The organism is Neobacillus niacini (genome assembly GCF_030817595.1).
GTDB lineage: Bacteria > Bacillota > Bacilli > Bacillales > Cytobacillaceae > Neobacillus > Neobacillus niacini_G.
In genome coordinates this window covers 4,442,239-4,460,632 of the sequence record NZ_JAUSZN010000001.1, presented here as the reverse complement: position 1 = coordinate 4,460,632, position 18,394 = coordinate 4,442,239, and the positions used below count along the sequence as shown (strand labels likewise).

The following is an 18,394-nucleotide window of genomic DNA, read 5'->3' as shown; positions in this document are numbered from 1 at the left end:
ATTTTATCTCATACAAAGGTAGTAGTCTCTTGGCTAAAAAAGAAGACGACCAGGCTGGCCGTCCTACGATAAAGGTATCAACTGATTTTGCACTGCATAAATAACTACTTGTGACCGGCTTTTCACTTCAAGTTTTTTAAAAATATTACTTACATGGATTTTTACTGTTTTATCGCTAATAAATAGATTTTGAGCGATTTCTTTGTTATTCATTCCTTTTACAAGGCAGAGAAGTACATCCTTTTCTCTTTCGGTCAGCAAAGACTCCTTTTTTTCCACTGCCACATTCTCTTTTTTCTGAGAAGAAAAGTTTAAAAACTTTTTAGTCATTGAAGGATGAATAACAGATTGTCCCTTTGCTACAGCACGAATCGCATCCACGACATGATCTGAGGGCGCATCCTTTAATAAATACCCATCTGCCCCCTGACGAATCGCTGAAAGGAAATATTCTTCATGATTGTACATGGTTAAGATTAATATTTTTATAGAAGGATAAATTCCTTTTATCAACCCGGTAACTTCAATCCCATTCCTTTCGGGTATATTAATATCCATTAAGATGACATCTGGCATGAACTCTTCCACTTTTCCAAGTGCCTCAATTCCATTTACTGCTTCACAGACTACTTGAATATCTGATTCCATACCCAATATGTTTTTTAGACCATCCCTCAATACTGCATGGTCATCGACCAGCATAAGCTTTATCATGGATAATTGCCCCCTCTATGCCCATTCTTGGTACAGTTAACGTAATCTCCGTACCTGCCCCTTCTTTACTATCTACTTGCAGTGATGCTTGTATCTTTTCGGCCGCTTCGTTCATGTGTAATATCCCAAAATGGGGATGATTTCGTGCTTTAATCATCGCCTGAAAAAGTGAAAATCCACTTCCATTATCTTTTACCTTTAAAAGGACATGTTCCTTTTGAAAGCTAATTAATATATCAATCTTTGTTGCCTCTGCGTGTTTCAGTGCGTTTTGGGTACTTTCTTGGAAAATATCAAAAATAATTTTTTCCACCATCGGACTGAGCTGGAACTTTGTCCCCCTAGTTTCTACCTTTATAAGCACATTTGATTCCTTTTGAATCGCATTAATTTTTGTTGTTATCGCTGATAAAAGTCCTTCTCTTTCTGTCGGGTAAGGGCGGAGGGCATAAATAGATTCCCTTACTTCTTTTAGGCACTTTCGTAATTTCACAGTGCTTTCATTCATTAACTGACGAGCCTCTTCAGGTGTTTTTGTAAATTTGCGATTAGCTGTATCAAGATTCATAATGGCTCCAGCTAATGACTGTGCCACACCATCATGGATATCTCTGGCAATCCGATTTCTTTCCTCTAAGATTAACCTTTTTTCTTGTTCAGCAATCAGCTGCCTTGTCTTAATTAATACAGCTAATTGATTCGCAAGCGTAGCAGCAGCCTGCTTATCTTCTTCAACAAAACTTTTCGTACGGCTTCTTCCAAATATAAAAAGTCCAACAATCTCCTCCTCCAACATTAAAGGCGCATATAATAAGGAATGAATCTCCGGGTCCAATAATCCATTAGCAGGACCCCCTGACTCTTTTGTATTCGGATAAACTCTTAAACTTTTTATTTTATTGAAACCCTGAATCCTTTCATCACTTAAAGATAAATTTTCTACTGCTAAACCTACCGCAAACTTTAAATTCCAACTTTCCCTATCCTTTTTTAACAATACCCATGCATCAACATCAATAAATTCCTTTAAATTGTCCTTCAAAAAATCCAGCCAATCCGCAGCAGCCATTTTCTTATTTAATTCAGAAGAAATGCTAAATAGTGCTTTAAGTTTTGCCTTTTCCCTCTTTAAATTCGCAATGATTGAACTTAATAAGGCAAAGCATACAAGGGGGGAAAAGAAGAAAAAAAAGGCAATTGCGTCGATTTCACCTCTGTTTTGATTCCCAAAAAGATGAAAGAAAAAAAGGTAGATAAAAGAAATGGTCAAACTATTAACTTCCTGCCCTGTTTTTTGCCTCCAATCCCGAAAATTATAGGTTTGCGGCCTAATTATTAGAAGGAGATCCACAATTATATTATTCAAAATATAAAAAGGAACCATAATAGAGGTGAAATGAATGATCCCAATAAGCACCCTTGGTTTTCCATCCATTGAATAATGCGAAAACAAAAAATTGCCAATCACATAGGCAAAATAAAAACTGATGATTAATAAAGCAGGATTAAAAAAAACAATCCGGAGCGGCCGCCTTTTGAACAAATTTACAGCACAGACAACAAGTGCATAGGTGAAAATGGTATATGCAAGACCTTCCATAACGTAAATAGCATAGACGAGAGGGAAGGAAATGGTGATCGTTCCCTTCCATACAGGAAGAGGAAAGAATTCTACAATCAATAAGAAAATAACTAGAAGGACTAGAATCATTGACTGATTTATTTCTTCTAATTTTAATAAACTATTTTTTACGAAAAACCAGCCGCCGACGCACGAGACGACCAGTAAGAATAGCTTAGACTGCCGTTCCTTTAGCTGTAAGGCTGAAGATTCAATCATCCATTCCTCTCCCTGTCATTAAAAAATTTTTAATATTCTGTTAAAAATGTACCTAACACATTCTTCGTTAACAAGTTATTTTTTATTAGGTTAATTGGGAAATATTTGTTGTCGCAAAAAAGCCCAGACCGGTCCAATGACTTTCACTGACCGATACTGGGACAAACCCTTTAGGTTTGTTGTTACTATTATGGCAAATGAATGGTTCATTGCCTATTCTGCTAAAGGATTATTCTTCCGTACTACTTTTGTAGTACCTAGTTTCCACGGAATCTCCATATTGTTGTCACCCGTTTGTCACTCTATTAATCCATCATTATAGTAAAATAAAGGTAGTTAGAAAATAATTACAGTAGTGGATTCTGGCAATAATTTATCTGGTTTATCATTTTGCCACGTTTAAATCAAAGATAATATGTGAAACCATTCACAATAAAAATATATACTTTATAAAAATGAAAAGGGTGGCTTATATGAAGTATGATTTAGTCCTTTTACACGCACCAAGTGTTTATGACTTTCGAAAAAATTCCCTGCTTGCAGGTCCAATCAGCGATGTAGTGCCGTCATCACCAGTGTTTGAAATGTATCCAATTGGATTAACCAGTATTGCTGACTATTTAGAACGGTTCGGTCTTCGCGTAAAAATTATCAACATCGCGAATCGCATGCTGATGAGTGAAAAATTTGATGTTGAGAAAAAACTAAAAAATATCAAAACACGTGCATTCGGGATAGACCTTCATTGGCTGCCGCATGCACATGGCAGTATTGAATTAGCCAAAATTGTTAAAAAGCTCCATCCTGATACCCCGATGATTTTCGGAGGATTATCCGCTACCTATTATCATAAAGAATTAATCGAATATCCTTTTATTGATTTCGTGATGCGTGGCGACTCAACAGAAAAGCTCATGCTGCTGTTGATGAAGAAATTGGAGCTTGGAAATACACATTATGCCGACATCCCAAATCTAACTTGGAAAAAAGGCAGTGAGATTGGTTATAACCCCATCACTTATGTACCAAAGGATTTGGATGATATCGATGTGCCAGGCTATCGTTACACCGTCCGCTCTGTCTTTAAATATCGTAACTTCCTTGACCCACTGCCATACAACGGCTGACTGCAATATCCTAATACCGCACTACTGACTGCAAGAGGCTGTTCGCAAAACTGTCTTATCTGCGGTGGTTCGAAGGACTCCTACGATCAAAACTGTGGAAGAAGTTCCCTAGCCTTAAGGTCGCCAGAAAAGCTTGTTGAAGATATTCAATTTATTTCACGCTTCAGCCGCGCGCCTATCTTTATCCTGCATGACCTGCGTCAAGGCGGACGTGAATATGTAAAAGAATTCTTTAGCCGTCTTAAACAGCTTAATCTTAAAAATGAAATCGTGTTCGAATTATTCCAATATGCAGGTGAAGAATTCTTTCGGATGATGAATGAAAGCTGTCCAAAATACAGTATTGAAATTACGCTAGAAACGCATGATGAAAAAATTAGAAGATATAATGGTAAGTTTAATTGTACCAATCCTAAGGTAATTGAAACACTTAATTTTGCCTTAAAGCATGGTGCCAAGAAAATCGATTTATTCTTCATGACAGGTATTCCGAGTCAGACCTACCAAAGTGCGCTTGAAAACATTGATTTCTGTGAAGAAATTCATCTTGCATGCAATCAAGATTCTAGACTTTTCTACTTTGTCGCACCGCTTGCACCGTTCCTTGATCCTGCAAGCCCGGCTTTTGAAAATCCAGAGCTTCACGGCTTTAAAAAATTCTGTCATACCCTTGAGGACCACCGCAAGGCGATTACCCAGCCATCTTGGAAGCATATGCTAAGCTATGAAACAACCCAAATGACACGTGATGATATCGTAAACTCAACCTATGATTCTGCACAAAAACTGAACGATTTTAAATTGAAGTATGGTCTAATCGATAAAGCCGGCTACGAAGAAATTAAAGGCAAGATTAAAAAGTCTCAAGCTTATATTGAAAAAATAGATTATGTTCTTTCTCTGCCTGAGGCAGAACAGCAAGTAGAATTAGCAAAAATCCAAAAGGAAATCGAAGAATTAAATAAATATAGTATTTGTGGAAAGAACGAGTTAAAGTGGGAGGTACAAAAAAATTACGCAAACTTTTTCTCTCTTGCGCTAGTTGGTTTAGAGCAGCTATATGAAGAGTATGTGATTAAAGTCAAACATGCCCTCCAGCCAAAGCTCCGCCATCAATTTAAGCTAGAAACACAGCAACAAAAAGTAAAAATGTAATAGTCCAAGAAAAAAGACATGTGAAAAAGTCACATGTCTTTTAATGTCCACCAAGGTAGGCCATTCTTATCTGATCGCTCTGATTTAATTCATCGGAGGAACCTGATAGGACGATTTTTCCTGTCTCAATAACATAAGCGCGGTCTGCAATCGATAATGCCATGTTTGCATTCTGCTCCACCAACAGGATTGTAGTACCAGACTTGTTAATCTCTTCAATGATTCTGAAAATCGTTTTAACTAAAAGGGGGGCAAGTCCCATTGAAGGCTCGTCTAATAGTAAAAGCTTCGGGCGTGCCATCAAAGCGCGGCCCATAGCAAGCATTTGCTGCTCCCCGCCTGATAAGGTACCAGACATTTGCTTCCTCCGCTCAAGAAGACGCGGGAACAGGTTATAGACCTTTTCAAAGTCATCCTTAATCCCTTGTTTATCCTTCCGTAAATAAGCACCCAATTCAAGGTTCTCTTCTACAGACATATTAGCAAAAACACGACGGCCTTCAGGAACATGAGAAAGCCCCTGTTTCACAATCGCCTGTGCTACCTTGCCGGAAATCGGTTGACCCTCAAACAAAATGTTTCCGTTCTTTGGCTTTAGTAATCCAGAAATCGTTTTTAAGAGCGTACTTTTCCCTGCACCATTCGCTCCAATCAAGGTCACGATTTCCCCTTCGTTAATATCGAGAGAAACGCCCTTTAAGGCATGGATATTGCCATAATATACATTGATATCTTCAATTTTCAGCATTACGAAACCTCCTCCCCAAGATACGCCTCGATGACTTTTGGATTATTTCTGATTTGCTCAGGAGTTCCTTCCGCAATTAGTTGACCATGGTCAAGTACATAGATTCGCTCACATACACCCATGACGAGAAGCATATCATGCTCAATTAAAAGAATCGTTAAATCAAACCGTTTACGAATTAAGGCAATTAAATTCATTAATTCTTCTGTTTCCTGTGGGTTCATACCCGCTGCAGGTTCATCAAGCAGCAATAATTTCGGATTCGCTGCCAGCGCCCTGGCAATCTCTAGACGGCGCTGCTGGCCGTATGGCAGGTTTTTCGCCGTTTCATGCATAACATTATCTAGGTTAAAGATTTTCAAAAACTCTACCGCTTTTTCCTCCATATACTTTTCCTCTGAAAAGTGCTTAGGGAGGCGGAAGATCGAACTCATAATCGAATGCTTAGCAAGGGAGTGATAGGCTACCTTTACATTATCGAGCACCGACAATTCATTAAACAAACGAATATTTTGAAAGGTTCTGCTGATTCCCTTTTTAGTAATCTTATAGGGCGCTAATCCATTTAATTTGTCTCCAGCCAACTCAATACTGCCTTCAGTTGGTACATAGACACCTGTTAACAAGTTGAAGAATGTGGTTTTACCGGCACCATTCGGTCCAATCAAACCAACTAACTCACCTTGCTTTAATTCGAGGTTCACGTCTGAAACAGCCTTTAATCCGCCAAAACGGATGCCTGCATTATTTACTTTAAGCAACGGTGTTTTTACTGCCATCGTTGACTCCCCCTTTTGCAGACTTTCCAAACTTAAAGAATGAAGTTAATTCTCTGGTTCCCATAATTCCTTGTGGACGGTAAAGCATCATAATGATTAACACTAAGCTATAAATAATCATCCGTAATTCAGGATAGCTTTGCAGGAAGGTAGAAACAATTGTTAAAAGGATTGCAGCCAATACTGCACCAGACATGCTTCCTAATCCGCCTAGAACAACGAAGATTAAGATATCAAAAGATTTTAAGAAACCGAAGTTTGTCGGCTGGATAATGAAAAAGTTGTGTGCATATAATGCACCCGCGACACCAGCAAAGAAGGCTCCAATGGCAAATGCAACTACCTTATAGTAAGTTGTGTTGATCCCCATGGCGTCAGCCGCAATTTCATTTTCTCTAACAGAGATACAAGCTCGTCCATGAGTTGAATTCGTAAAGTTCCTGATGACAAGAAGTGTTAAAAGGATACTCCCGAAAAGCCATGGCCAAGTAGTGAGCTGCGTAACGGTCATCCCGCTTGCTCCACCGACATATTCAATATTTAAAAAGACAATCCGGACAATTTCCCCAAACCCAAGTGTGGCAATTGCTAGATAATCTCCTTTTAGCCGAAGTGTTGGAATACCAATAATTAAGCCCGCAATTGCAGCGGCGACTCCTCCCGCCACTAATCCAAGCGCGAAAGGCAGCTCTAATTTCATCGTAATAATGGCTGAGGCATAAGCGCCTACAGCAAGAAAGCCTGCATGTCCAATTGAAAACTGTCCGGTAATTCCAATAATCAGATGTAAGCTCGCAGCAAGAATAATGTTAATACCAATAAAATAAAGTGTGTTTACATAAAAGAAATTAATTATTTCTCCGGTAATTAAAAATTGCATGACAATACCAAAAACAACGGCTAATACGATTGATGACCAAAAACCTTTCGCACCTTTAAGCATATTCATCGTTATAGCCCCCTTACACTTTTTCCCGTACATTTTTACCGAATAAACCGGCTGGACGGAAAATCAAAATTAAGATTAGTACGACAAACGCTACGCCATCTCGCCATAAGGAGAAGCCAGCAGCACTTACTAGTGATTCAATGACACCCAACAACAAACCGCCAACCATTGCACCCGGAATAATTCCAATTCCGCCGAGTACGGCCGCAACGAAGGCTTTAAGGCCTGGAATAATCCCCATCAATGGTTCAATTTTTGTATAGTACATACCAAAAGCAACACCCGCCGCACCGGCTAACGCAGATCCAATCGCAAAAGTTGCAGAAATGGTATTGTTAACATTGATACCCATTAATCTCGCAGCATCCATATCATAGGAAACTGCACGCATGGCTTTTCCAATTTTGGTTTTATGAACGATAAATTGCAATAAGACCATCAATACGACAGAGGTACCTAAAATCATCAATGACTGACTACTAACCTTTACACCCAGGAAGTCAATGCTTGTTGCCGGGATAAGGTCGCCTGGATATGCCTCTGGCTGTGCGCCTCGTACATAAATTACTCCATATTCAATTAACAGTGATACTCCAATTGCCGTAATAAGTGCAGCAATCCTAGTTGCATTACGCAAAGGTTTGTAGGCAATCCTTTCAATTAAAACTCCCAGGATGGCACAGGTTACCATTGAAATTAGCAAGGATGGGAAAAATCCTAAATCTAATATAGTAATAGAATAAAAACCGATAAATGCACCGACCATGAATACGTCCCCATGGGCAAAGTTTATTAATTTAACAATTCCATAAACCATCGTATAACCAAGGGCAATCAACGCATATATACTGCCCAAAGATACCCCGTTAACAAGCTGTTGTAAAAATTCCATGTCTTGACCCTCCTAAAATTAGGAAACTATTTTCAAAAAGGGAATAGGGAGACACATTCTCCCTATTCTTTTTCTCTATAAAATTACGGATTAACTTTTGTATTAAATTCTTGTTTACCCTCTTTGTACTCAAGGATAACTGCCGCTTTAACCTGATCATGGTTCTCGTTAACTTTTAAATTACCAGATACAACTGCAAGTCCATCTGTTTCTTCAAGAGCTTTACGGATTTTCTCAGGATCGCCGCTGCCAGCACGCTTAATCGCATCTGCAAGGAAGTAGGCAGTATCATAACCTAATGCAGCAAAGGCATCTGGAGATTTATCCTTATATTTTCCTTGGAATGCTTTTACAAAGTCTTGTACTTTTGGATCAGAGTCTCCCGAAGAATAGTGGTTTGTGATGAATGTGTTGTTTAATGAACCAGCACCTGCGATATCTACTAGAGTAGGAGAATCCCAGCCGTCGCCTCCCATGATTGGTACATCAATGCCTAAAGCACGTGCTTGCTTGATGATTAACCCAACTTCTTCATAAAACCCTGGAAGGAAAACAAACTCTGGATTCTTGGCTTTAATATTTGTTAAGATCGCATTGAAATCAGTATCCTTTGCTACATATGCTTCTTCAGCAACCACTTTCCCACCGCTTGATTCAAACGATTTTTGGAAAGAAGAGGCTAGCCCTTTTGAATAGTCACTTGAGCTGTCAATGATGATAGCAGCATTTTTAACTTTAAGGTCCTTGGAAGCAAAGTTAGCTGCTACCGTACCTTGGAATGGGTCGATGAAGCAAGTACGGAATACAAAGTCATTCAGAACCCCATCCTTGAACGTAATCGTTGAGTTTGTACCAGTTGGTGTAATCAATGGCGTTTTGTTTTTCTGTGCAATTTCCACCTGTGCTAATGTATTTGTACTTGTAGCTGCACCAATAATAGCTGAAACCTTATCTTGGCTGATCAGCTTAATGGCGCCGTTTGTTGCTTCAGCTGCGTCTGATTTATTATCAAATGTTACAAGCTCTAGCTTCTTACCATCAATACCTTCTTTGTTGATTTCTTCAATGGCCAATTTCAAACCTTCTTCAATGGACTGACCATAAGAAGCTACCCCGCCTGAAAGTTCAAGGTTGGCACCGATTTTGATGGTTTCCCCATCCTTTTGACCGCTTGTACTTGATGAGTTACAGCCTGCTAATACGCCTGCAGCCATCATGAACGACATAAAAATACCTGCTAACTTTTTCTTCCTCACTGTCTATACCCCCTATTTTTTAATAGTCCCCTTTTAACCGTTGTGTTTATCTCCGAGATGTTTAAAAAAAGATAATATTCTGAAAACATTGTACAAAATAATTTCTTGTTCGTCTAGTAGGAACTGCATTATTTTAGTATAATTCTGAAAAATTAGTATAATGTTGAATTCCTACTATAATCATAAGGTTAAACTATTGTGTTCAAAGGCTTTTATGCATTAAAGGGCTAAAATCACGCTGTGTTAAAAAATAAAAGAGAGAGTCTTCAATAGAAATCTCTCTCACCTTAACATTATACTAATACTTTATTTTTTGTTTCTTTTCCTAAGAAGATTACAGCGAATGCAGCGATGAAAACGGATATACAAAAGATAGTAAAGATGGTGGAGATGGATGTATTTTGCGCCACTAAATAACCAACCAATAACGGACCAAGCACTCCTCCTAATCGACCAAATGCTGCGGCCGATCCTGAGCCCGTACCACGGATAATCGTTGGATATTGTTCGGGAGTATAGGCATATAATCCGCCCCATGCCCCTAGATTAAAGAAGGATAGAAGAATTCCTGATGTGATTAATAGTGCCGTTGACTCTGCATTTCCAAAAAGAAAAGCACTGATGGCTGTCCCAATTAAATAAACAGCTAGTACAAATTTTCGGCCGAACCTTTCAATACACCATGCAGCTGTAAAATAACCAGGTAATTGAGCAAGCGTCATGATCAATACATATCCAAAGCTTTTTATGAGACTAAAACCTTTCAACACCATCACACTTGGGAGCCATAAAAACATGCCATAATAGGAAAAGACGACACAGAACCAGACAATCCAGAGCATAGTAGTCCGACGGCGGTACTCATTGGTCCATAGATTCGCGATACTTTGAAAGGCAGAAATCTTCTCTTTATCCTTAATCGCTTCAAATCTAGGAGAGTCAGGTAAACCAATCCTTAAATATAAGGCATACAGTGCAGGTGTCGCACTAATTAACAAGGCCGTTTGCCAGCCGAATTTCGGAATAATAAAATAGGAAATCACGGCTGCAATCAACCAGCCGGCTGCCCAAAAGCTTTCCAGTAACACAACAATTCTCCCTCGTTTTTCTGCCGGAACACTTTCCGAAACCAGTGTCGATGCCACAGGCAACTCACCGCCTAGCCCCATTCCTATAAAGAACCGTACAATCAGGAAGAAGGAAATGGATGTCGCTAATGCAGAAATACCACTTCCAATTGAAAATAATAATAAGGTAATAATAAAAACATTCTTACGGCCAATGCGGTCTGCCATTAAGCCAAAAAGTAATGCCCCAACCGCCATTCCAATCGATTGAATGCTGCCAATCCAGCCCATTTGTTTTGCCGTTAAATCCCACTCCACACTTAATGCTGCAATAATGAAGGAAAGCATCCCCACATCCATTGCGTCAAACATCCAGCCCGTACCAGAAACCCAGAGCAATCTCCGGTTAGAAATCTCTTTTTTCATAACCAGCCCCCTTATAGATACCATTAGTGACATTATTCCCTAATGATTTATCATTATTTAATCTACCGCGATTTCTACATTTTTAAATTGATTAAAGAACATATTATAGTATCTGCCTTGGAGATCCATGAGTTCCCCATGATTTCCTTGTTCTACAATGTTCCCATTTTCAATCACCATAATTCTATCTGCGTCACGAATGGTGTTCAAACGATGGGCGATAATAAAGCTTGTCCTGCCCTCCATAAGAGATAGCAGTGCCTCTTGAATATGAAGCTCGGTACGGGTATCAATACTGCTCGTGGCCTCATCTAAAATCAATACAGCTGGCTTTGCGAGAATCACTCTGGCGATGGCAATCAACTGGCGCTGCCCTTGACTTAAGTTTCCACCGTTTTCTGAGAGGATGGTCTCATACTGATTTGGCAGACGTTTAATAAAGGCATCTGCATTCGCCATCTTAGCCGCATTGACGACTTCCTCATCACTTGCACCAGGCTTTCCATACTTAATATTTTCCTTAATGGTTCCTGAAAAGAGGTAAGTATCCTGCAAAACAAAGCCGAAACAGCTTCTTAAGCTATCGCGGGTATATTCCCGAATATCACGGCCGTCTAACAAAATCCTGCCCTCTGTCACATCATAAAACCTTGTCAGCAAGTTAACGATTGTCGTTTTTCCCGCCCCGGTTGGTCCAACTAGCGCCGTACTGCTGCCAATATTACTTTCAAAACTAACATTTTTTAAAATCGGCACATCGCCGCGGTAACCGAAGCTGACATTTTCAAACACAACATGTCCCTTTGGATTTTCCAGTACAACCGCATCCTGCAGGTCATCTGGTTCCTCTTGCTCGTCGAGAATTTCAAAAACGCGCTCCGCACCAGCTACACCTGACTGCAGCATATTAAAAATTTGCGCAAGATCATTAAGCGGCCTTACAAATTGACGAGAATAGGTGATAAAGCTCGCAATCGCACCTACGGTAATCATATTCTCAACAGCAAGAAATCCTCCCGTTACGGCGACAATGGCAAATCCCAAATTGTTGATCACGTTCATGATTGGCATAAGAAAGCCCGACCAAATTTGCGCCTTAAGGCCGACCTCACGCAGTTTCTGATTGACCTCTTCAAACTCCGAAATCACTTTTTCTTCATGATTAAAGGCTTTCACTACCTCAATGCCTGAAATGGTCTCCTCAATTTGTCCATTAAGTTTTCCCAGCTGGATTTGCTGATCTTTAAACAGGACACTGGTTCTTTTTGCAATTGTCTTCGTTAACAGAAACACAAGTGGAACCGTTACTAAGCTCGCCACCGTCAAAATCGGACTCAAGATCAACATCATAATGAATGAACCACTAATCACAATGACACCTGACATCAGCTGTGTTGTCGATTGCGAGATGGTGCTGCTGACATTATCAATATCGTTTGAAAGCCGGCTCATTAATTCTCCATGTGTCCGCTTGTCAAAAAAAGCAACTGGCAGTTTTTGCAGTTTTTTAAAAAGTGCATCACGCAATCGTTTGACAATTCGTTGCGAGACACCTGCCATCAGCCAGCCCTGGAGAAAAGTCAACACCGCGTCTAAGATAAATGCTGATATTAGAATAACAATCATGACTTCAAGAAAATTAAAATCTACTTGTTTTTTCAAGCTTATAGCATCGACAGCTTTTCCAATTAAAAATGGTGACAGCAAGGATAGTGCTGCACTAAAAAAAATGAATAAAAAAACAATGCTGAGCATTCTTCTTTCATTGCCGAAATAATACCATAACCTCTTAATTGTTTCCTTAAAGTTCTTTGGTTTTACAATTGGTGCTCCCCGGCGATGGCCAGAAAAGCCGCCAGGTCTTCCAGGCATGGATAAGGGAGGAGGTGTGTTACTTGATTGATCTGCTGTTTTTGACATTTAGAGTGCCACCTCCTTACCGACTTGCGATTGATAGATTTCCTGATAAACTCTGCAGTCTCTTAATAATTGTTCGTGTTTTCCAATTCCAACGATTTCCCCGTGGTCCATGACCACAATTTTATCTGCATCGATAATTGAGGTGATCCGCTGGGCAATGAGGAGGCATGTCAGACCCTTTGCATATTTTTTTAAACCCTCTTTGATTCTAGCCTCTGTGGTGACATCAACCGCACTGGTACTATCATCCAAGATCAAAATTTCCGGATTTTTAATTAAAGCCCTGGCGATCGAAAGCCGTTGCTTTTGGCCTCCTGAAAAGTTTACTCCGCCTTGTCCGATTCTAGTTTGATATCCTTCAGGAGAAGCACTAATAAAGTCATGCGCACCGGCAATCTCTGCCGCTTTTAAGATTTCTTCAGTTGAGGCGTCTTCTTTTCCCCATTTAATGTTTTCCTCTACACTTCCGGTAAAAAGAATCGTCTTTTGCGGGACAAAGGCAATCTTTTCTCGCAGTCTTTTAGGGTCAACGAGGTGTATATCCTCACCATCGACCTTGATACATCCAGCACTGACATCATAAAACCGGGGAATTAAGCCAACAAGAGTACTTTTTCCAGAGCCTGTCGAGCCAATAATTCCGACAGTCTCACCTGGTAAGATTGATAGATTAATATTTTTCAAAATGGGTTCCCCGCTTGTTCCTTCATAAGAAAAGGAAACATTGCTAAACTCAATTCTTCCTTTTTCAACGGGGGCAGAGTTTTGTCCCTCTTCCCAGGTCAAGTCAACCTCCTCGGAAAAAACCTCACCTATTCTGACGGCTGAAGTTTTTGCGCGGACAAACATATTAAAAACCATCGAGATCATCATTAATGAGAAAAGAATTTGCGTCATGTAGTTAATAAAAGCAATAATGTGACCTACCTGCACATTGCCATTCGTCACCCCGTGGCCGCCAATCCAGAGGACAGCGACAATGCCAAGGTTAACCGTCAGCATAATCGCTGGGCTGAATACCGCCATTAACCTTGTTGCAGAAATCGATTGCTTTTTAAACTCTTCATTTGTTTTTTCAAACTTGTTGACTTCAACGTCAAAACGATTGAAGGCTTTCACTACACGGACACCCGATAAGTACTCGCGCATGACTCCATTTACACGATCAAGCGCTTTTTGTACTTTTGAGAACATAGGGAACCCAAGTCTTAAATTTAGAATGATGAATATGGCGACAATCGGGACCACTACAATCAATACAACAGATAAATGAAGGTTTAAGCGTGTCGCCATTATTAAGCCCCCGATGGCTAATAGTGGGGATTTAACAAAAATCCGCATTAAACCATTCGCAAATACTTGTACCTGTGTCACATCGTTGGTCAGCCTGGTGATTAACGACGCGCGTTCAAAACGGTCAATATTTTTAAAGGATAGCGTTTGGATCTTCTTATATAAGTCCGACCGTAACTCCGATCCAAAGCTTTGCGAAACATTACTGGCTAATATACTTCGTGTTGAAGCTGCAATCGCACCAAAAAGTGTAATCAGCAGCATTAATCCGCCCATTTTAAGCACATAACCTATATCCCTGCCCGCGACACCGACATCTATGATTTTCGCCATGATCGTTGGCATTAACAAATCACTTATCGCCTCAAAGGTTAAAAATAACACTGCTAAGCTAAAAGACTTCCAATATTTCTGTATGTATTTTGCTAAAAACCCCATTACCCTTCACCTCGAGGACCCTTTTCAAATTTATGGATAAAGCTATTATAGCAAAAAAAAGTATGAGTTCTAGGATAAGAACTCATACTTTTAATTAATCTTCCAGCGGGCGAAATTCATGAACCCAAACGCGCATTTGCGGCAGCCATGGCATCCCAGGGTGGTAAGCAAGAATTGATTGCTTATACTCTTCAACCGTAGGGAAGCCCTCGCGGCGAGCGTCATCATCCGTCAACTCACCTAAGCTTTGTGAATAGACTCGTTCCACGACAAATTGACGTCCCTCAAGGGTCATGATTTCTCCTGGATCGGCATATCTTCCATTTCGGCGTGTTGCAGTCTTTTCTCCTGCAAGCACCTTTTTAACATCACTTTCCATTGTAACTAAACGTTCAATGGAGCATGTTTTTGGCGGTAGTGTAGTGTTTTCATTTTGGCTCATAGTGTTATCCTCCTTTATCCAATTGCGCTTTCACTATTTTAACACTATAACCATGTTATTAAAAACGTTTACACATTTAAATCTCTTTTTTTATAAAAGATAAATGTCGCGACTGTAAGTGTAGCAATCAGGACGCCGGATAATAGGACAAAGATGGGCTCAAAACCGCCTCCGAACATCACACTTTTCGCCTCGAAATATTTAAACGGGGTAATGTATTTTAAGCCTTCTATGTCTTCATTCAAGTCAATGGCAACCGAAATCACATACGTAAGCAAAAGGACTCCGGTCGCTAAGGAAGCTGCCGATTTGGATTTCCTTTTACCCGCTGCAAGGGAGCTGCCAATTACCATGAATAACAGCTGCAAAATAAACATTCCCGCCATTGTCATTGCAATATCCCCGGTAACCACTTCACCATTGCTGTATTTTCCCACCAATGCAAGTGACGAAACAAAGGTAACCAAGTTCAAGCTTAGGATATTTGAGAATGCTGCCAGCAATTTTGCGGTAATAATGCGATTTCTTGATATGGGCTTAACAAATAAAAACTCCGTTGTTTTGTCCCGCTCCTCTTTTGCAATGATCGTTGCGCCAAGCATGGCCGCATGAATGGTCGCCATTAATAACAAATAGATAAAAAGTAACCCGTAATATCCGGTTGCTGATGAAATATCAAATTCTCCTATTCCTAATACAGCAAGCATTGATTTGGGCATTCCTGCCAGCATTTCATCCATCGGCTGTCCAGAAGAAGAAAGACTTTCATATTTAAACATCCCTGACGCTACCATTAGGAATATCCCGATACTCCAAAATAGAAGCGATTTTCTATGTGACTTCATTTCTTTTAAAAAAATATTCATCTTACCATCACTTCTCCTTGTTAGACCGAGTGAATATCCTTTTTGGCATAGATTAAGAAACTAGCGCTAATCGCAACAACAATGACAGCTGCTCCGGCTATTAAAAATGACGCCTCATAACCAGATTTCTCTATGATATAAGCAGTATCAAAATATTTAAAGGGTGATAGATATCGTTTCACTTCATCACCAGAAGTGCTACTAAACATTCCTAAAAAGTAAAAGGCAAAAACAGTTGCAAGCGACACCGTTAACACTGATTTTATCCTTTGAACAACGACAGATGTAATGATTCCTAATGCAAGAAAGATTAGTTGCACAAAAAATACAGTCAATGAAATCAGGATAAAAATGCTAACCTTAAAGTCTACTGTTGCTACTTGGTATGCGAGAAGGATCGCTGCTGCTAAATAAACGATATTCGTTATGATAATTGAGATCAGTGCCGCCAATAATTTGTTTGTTAACACCTCGGTACGTGTAACCGGTTTTGTTAATAGAAAGTCAGCGGTTTTTTCCCTGACTTCTTTGCTGACAATACTGGTTCCCAGATTCATTGCCTGAATCGCACCGCAAAGCGTAACAAACGACAGCCCATAACAATAGAAGCCAAGGATGGAAAAGAAATTATCGAGATTTATCCCGAAGGCTTCTCTTAGAGCAACCGGATACCCTTCAAGCAGCTTCCTAAATTCTTCTGTATCCTTTGTAAAAGAAGGGAAAAACGACATAAACAGCGCTACGACGGCAATTAATGATATTGTCCAGATCATAGTAGACTTTCGATAAGCTCTCAATTCATGAAGCAGGATATTCATGGCTCTAGTCCTCCTTCTCGTAATAGTGCATAAAAATCTCCTCAAGATCAGGCTCTTCAATCCATAGATTTGTAATCTCTATTTCCGCAATTTTCCTCATGACTTCATTGATATTTCCTTTAAATAAAAAGCTCGTTAGGTTACCCTTTACCTCTAATTTATTTACACCAGGTAGGTTAAAGTAATAGGGGGTGAGGGTTTCTTTTGTTTCTACTTTGAACTTCTTATAGGTATTTTCTTTCAATGTACTAATCTTTTCTACGGTAACAATCTTTCCCTCTTTTATAATTGCAACCCGATTACAAAGTCGTTGAACCTCGCTTAGGATATGAGAGGAAAATAGGATGGTAGCACCTTTTCTATTCTCTTCCTCAAGCAGTTCAAAGAATTTTTGCTGCATAAGAGGGTCTAATCCACTCGTCGGTTCATCCAGAATAATCAGCTTTGGCTCATGTAGCAGCCCTTGAACAATCCCGACCTTCTTTTTATTTCCCAGTGAAAGATCGTCAATTTTTTTATTGAGATCTAAATCCATAATTTCCGCCAATTCTTTGATTCTCTTACTACAATCCTTTTTATAAAAACTAGCCGAATAGTTTAATAGATCTTTGACTTTCATATTGTCGTAATAAAAAACTTCAGATGGCAAATAGCCAATTTCCTTTTTAATTACCGGGGCAAATTGGACAGTGTCTTTCCCAAAGATAGTCGCACTGCCACTGGTAGGATAAATAAGGGAGAGGAGTGTCCGAATGGTCGTCGATTTTCCCGCACCATTCGGTCCGATAAATCCAAAAATCTCACCTTCCTCGACAGAAAAGCTAATGTCGCTGATTCCTCTTGCTTTGCCGTAAGTCTTTGTAAGATTCTTAATCTCAATCACATTCATCATCACTGCCCCCTTATTTGTAAAAGCATTTAATAAAAAGCTCAAAATACTCTTCTGCTTCCAGAAAGACCCTATCATAATCAATCTTGTGACTAGGTACCATTTTGGCTTTATGGAGCTCCTCATCACTCATTTTTTCAAAGGTCCATGAAATGACCTTTAATATTTTTTGAACATCGACGTCATCCCTAAATTTCGAGAGATCGATTCCATCATAGATGATCCCTATATTTATCGCGTTAAGTTCCAGTTTCTTTTTATCAAATTCGTCTTTTATTTCCGGTGAGTCTTGCATAAAGGCTTCTTGGATAAATGTTAAGATATCTGGATATTGTTGCTGCAGGTCCATTTTGATGAGCACTGCCTGGCGAATTCTTTTAAAAAAGTCTCTTTCGGTTAAATCAACCTTTTTATAAAATTCATCCGCCACCAGGTTGTAACAATAATCAAATAGAAAGAAGAATAACTGCTTTTTATTTTTAAAATAATGAAAGAGCAGACCCTTTGAAATGCCAGCTTCTTTCACCATTTCATTTGTTGATGCGTTATCATACCCCTTTTGGGCAAATTCCTTAATTGCTGCGTTGATTATTCGATCCTGCTTTTCCGAATCCAGGCTTAAAAACTTTGAAAACATGCTGTTTGGCCCCTTTCCACTTACCGTTGACCACATCAGTCAATCACAGTGTACTCCAATTGACTCATCTGGTCAACGCCAGACAAGCTATAATTTTTACAAAATTATGAAGTTTATATATTTAAGGGGGAGGATGTG

17 protein-coding genes are annotated in these 18,394 nt (G+C 39.6%); 2 read left to right on the top strand and 15 right to left on the bottom strand.

What is annotated here, in order from left to right:
• Positions 1–63: 63 nt before the first annotated feature.
• Positions 64–714, bottom strand: coding sequence for a response regulator transcription factor (locus QFZ31_RS21180; RefSeq protein WP_307306586.1), 651 nt, complete (start codon positions 712–714; stop codon positions 64–66).
• The gene (locus QFZ31_RS21175) at positions 689–2,554 is read right to left on the bottom strand and encodes a GAF domain-containing sensor histidine kinase (RefSeq protein ID WP_307306583.1); all 1,866 of its coding nucleotides are present in this window, start codon (positions 2,552–2,554) and stop codon (positions 689–691) included. Before QFZ31_RS21175 ends, QFZ31_RS21180 begins: the two co-directional genes overlap by 26 nt.
• A gap of 473 nt (positions 2,555–3,027) precedes the next feature.
• Here QFZ31_RS21175 and QFZ31_RS21170 point away from each other — a divergent pair, with 473 nt between their 5' ends.
• The gene (locus tag QFZ31_RS21170; protein WP_307306580.1) at positions 3,028–3,681 is read left to right on the top strand and encodes a cobalamin-dependent protein; all 654 of its coding nucleotides are present in this window, start codon (positions 3,028–3,030) and stop codon (positions 3,679–3,681) included.
• The gene (locus QFZ31_RS21165) at positions 3,682–4,836 is read left to right on the top strand and encodes a radical SAM protein (RefSeq protein WP_373459924.1); all 1,155 of its coding nucleotides are present in this window, start codon (positions 3,682–3,684) and stop codon (positions 4,834–4,836) included.
• Positions 4,837–4,876: 40 nt separating this feature from the next.
• On the opposite strand, the gene QFZ31_RS21160 is transcribed toward QFZ31_RS21165, so the two are convergent.
• The 13 genes from QFZ31_RS21160 to QFZ31_RS21100 form a co-directional block, all read right to left on the bottom strand.
• Positions 4,877–5,584, bottom strand: coding sequence for an ABC transporter ATP-binding protein (locus QFZ31_RS21160; protein WP_307306575.1), 708 nt, complete (start codon positions 5,582–5,584; stop codon positions 4,877–4,879).
• Entirely contained in the window at positions 5,584–6,363 is a 780-nt protein-coding gene (locus QFZ31_RS21155; RefSeq protein WP_307306573.1) for an ABC transporter ATP-binding protein, read from the bottom strand. Before QFZ31_RS21155 ends, QFZ31_RS21160 begins: the two co-directional genes overlap by 1 nt.
• Positions 6,338–7,312, bottom strand: a complete 975-nt coding sequence (locus QFZ31_RS21150; RefSeq protein WP_307306571.1) for a branched-chain amino acid ABC transporter permease — start codon at positions 7,310–7,312, stop codon at positions 6,338–6,340. Before QFZ31_RS21150 ends, QFZ31_RS21155 begins: the two co-directional genes overlap by 26 nt.
• Before the next feature lie 13 nt (positions 7,313–7,325).
• Positions 7,326–8,204, bottom strand: coding sequence for a branched-chain amino acid ABC transporter permease (locus tag QFZ31_RS21145; protein ID WP_179598849.1), 879 nt, complete (start codon positions 8,202–8,204; stop codon positions 7,326–7,328).
• An 83-nt stretch (positions 8,205–8,287) separates the two neighbouring features.
• Complete coding sequence (locus QFZ31_RS21140; RefSeq protein WP_307306569.1) at positions 8,288–9,460, bottom strand: ABC transporter substrate-binding protein; 1,173 nt, start codon at positions 9,458–9,460, stop codon at positions 8,288–8,290.
• Positions 9,461–9,753: 293 nt separating this feature from the next.
• Positions 9,754–10,953 carry an MFS transporter gene (locus QFZ31_RS21135; protein ID WP_373459872.1) on the bottom strand — a complete coding sequence of 400 codons (1,200 nt, stop codon included), beginning with the start codon at positions 10,951–10,953 and terminating at the stop codon, positions 9,754–9,756.
• 57 nt (positions 10,954–11,010) lie between these two features.
• On the bottom strand, positions 11,011–12,873 hold the full coding sequence (locus QFZ31_RS21130; RefSeq protein WP_373459871.1) for an ABC transporter ATP-binding protein: 1,863 nt from the start codon (positions 12,871–12,873) through the stop codon (positions 11,011–11,013).
• A complete protein-coding gene (locus QFZ31_RS21125) occupies positions 12,874–14,604 on the bottom strand; it encodes an ABC transporter ATP-binding protein (RefSeq protein ID WP_307306567.1) in 1,731 nt (576 codons plus the stop codon).
• Between the two features lie 94 nt (positions 14,605–14,698).
• Positions 14,699–15,046 (bottom strand): ASCH domain-containing protein, encoded by a 348-nt coding sequence (locus QFZ31_RS21120; RefSeq protein ID WP_179598859.1) that lies wholly within the window; start codon positions 15,044–15,046, stop codon positions 14,699–14,701.
• Positions 15,047–15,114: 68 nt separating this feature from the next.
• Positions 15,115–15,912 (bottom strand): ABC transporter permease subunit, encoded by a 798-nt coding sequence (locus QFZ31_RS21115; RefSeq protein ID WP_307306562.1) that lies wholly within the window; start codon positions 15,910–15,912, stop codon positions 15,115–15,117.
• 20 nt (positions 15,913–15,932) lie between these two features.
• Positions 15,933–16,730 (bottom strand): ABC transporter permease subunit, encoded by a 798-nt coding sequence (locus tag QFZ31_RS21110; protein ID WP_307306559.1) that lies wholly within the window; start codon positions 16,728–16,730, stop codon positions 15,933–15,935.
• Between the two features lie 4 nt (positions 16,731–16,734).
• A complete protein-coding gene (locus QFZ31_RS21105; RefSeq protein ID WP_307311702.1) occupies positions 16,735–17,619 on the bottom strand; it encodes an ABC transporter ATP-binding protein in 885 nt (294 codons plus the stop codon).
• Positions 17,620–17,632: 13 nt separating this feature from the next.
• Positions 17,633–18,256 (bottom strand): TetR/AcrR family transcriptional regulator, encoded by a 624-nt coding sequence (locus QFZ31_RS21100; RefSeq protein WP_307306556.1) that lies wholly within the window; start codon positions 18,254–18,256, stop codon positions 17,633–17,635.
• Between the last annotated feature and the right edge of the window lie 138 nt (positions 18,257–18,394).

Coding starts and splice junctions, on each gene's coding strand:
- QFZ31_RS21180 (WP_307306586.1), bottom strand. CDS start 714: ATGATAAAGCTTATGCTGGTCGATGACCATGCAGTATTGAGGGATGGT.
- QFZ31_RS21175 (WP_307306583.1), bottom strand. CDS start 2,554: ATGATTGAATCTTCAGCCTTACAGCTAAAGGAACGGCAGTCTAAGCTA.
- QFZ31_RS21170 (WP_307306580.1), top strand. CDS start 3,028: ATGAAGTATGATTTAGTCCTTTTACACGCACCAAGTGTTTATGACTTT.
- QFZ31_RS21160 (WP_307306575.1), bottom strand. CDS start 5,584: ATGCTGAAAATTGAAGATATCAATGTATATTATGGCAATATCCATGCC.
- QFZ31_RS21155 (WP_307306573.1), bottom strand. CDS start 6,363: ATGGCAGTAAAAACACCGTTGCTTAAAGTAAATAATGCAGGCATCCGT.
- QFZ31_RS21150 (WP_307306571.1), bottom strand. CDS start 7,312: ATGAATATGCTTAAAGGTGCGAAAGGTTTTTGGTCATCAATCGTATTA.
- QFZ31_RS21145 (WP_179598849.1), bottom strand. CDS start 8,204: ATGGAATTTTTACAACAGCTTGTTAACGGGGTATCTTTGGGCAGTATA.
- QFZ31_RS21135 (WP_373459872.1), bottom strand. CDS start 10,953: ATGAAAAAAGAGATTTCTAACCGGAGATTGCTCTGGGTTTCTGGTACG.
- QFZ31_RS21130 (WP_373459871.1), bottom strand. CDS start 12,873: ATGTCAAAAACAGCAGATCAATCAAGTAACACACCTCCTCCCTTATCC.
- QFZ31_RS21125 (WP_307306567.1), bottom strand. CDS start 14,604: ATGGGGTTTTTAGCAAAATACATACAGAAATATTGGAAGTCTTTTAGC.
- QFZ31_RS21120 (WP_179598859.1), bottom strand. CDS start 15,046: ATGAGCCAAAATGAAAACACTACACTACCGCCAAAAACATGCTCCATT.
- QFZ31_RS21115 (WP_307306562.1), bottom strand. CDS start 15,912: ATGAATATTTTTTTAAAAGAAATGAAGTCACATAGAAAATCGCTTCTA.
- QFZ31_RS21110 (WP_307306559.1), bottom strand. CDS start 16,730: ATGAATATCCTGCTTCATGAATTGAGAGCTTATCGAAAGTCTACTATG.
- QFZ31_RS21105 (WP_307311702.1), bottom strand. CDS start 17,619: ATGAATGTGATTGAGATTAAGAATCTTACAAAGACTTACGGCAAAGCA.
- QFZ31_RS21100 (WP_307306556.1), bottom strand. CDS start 18,256: ATGTTTTCAAAGTTTTTAAGCCTGGATTCGGAAAAGCAGGATCGAATA.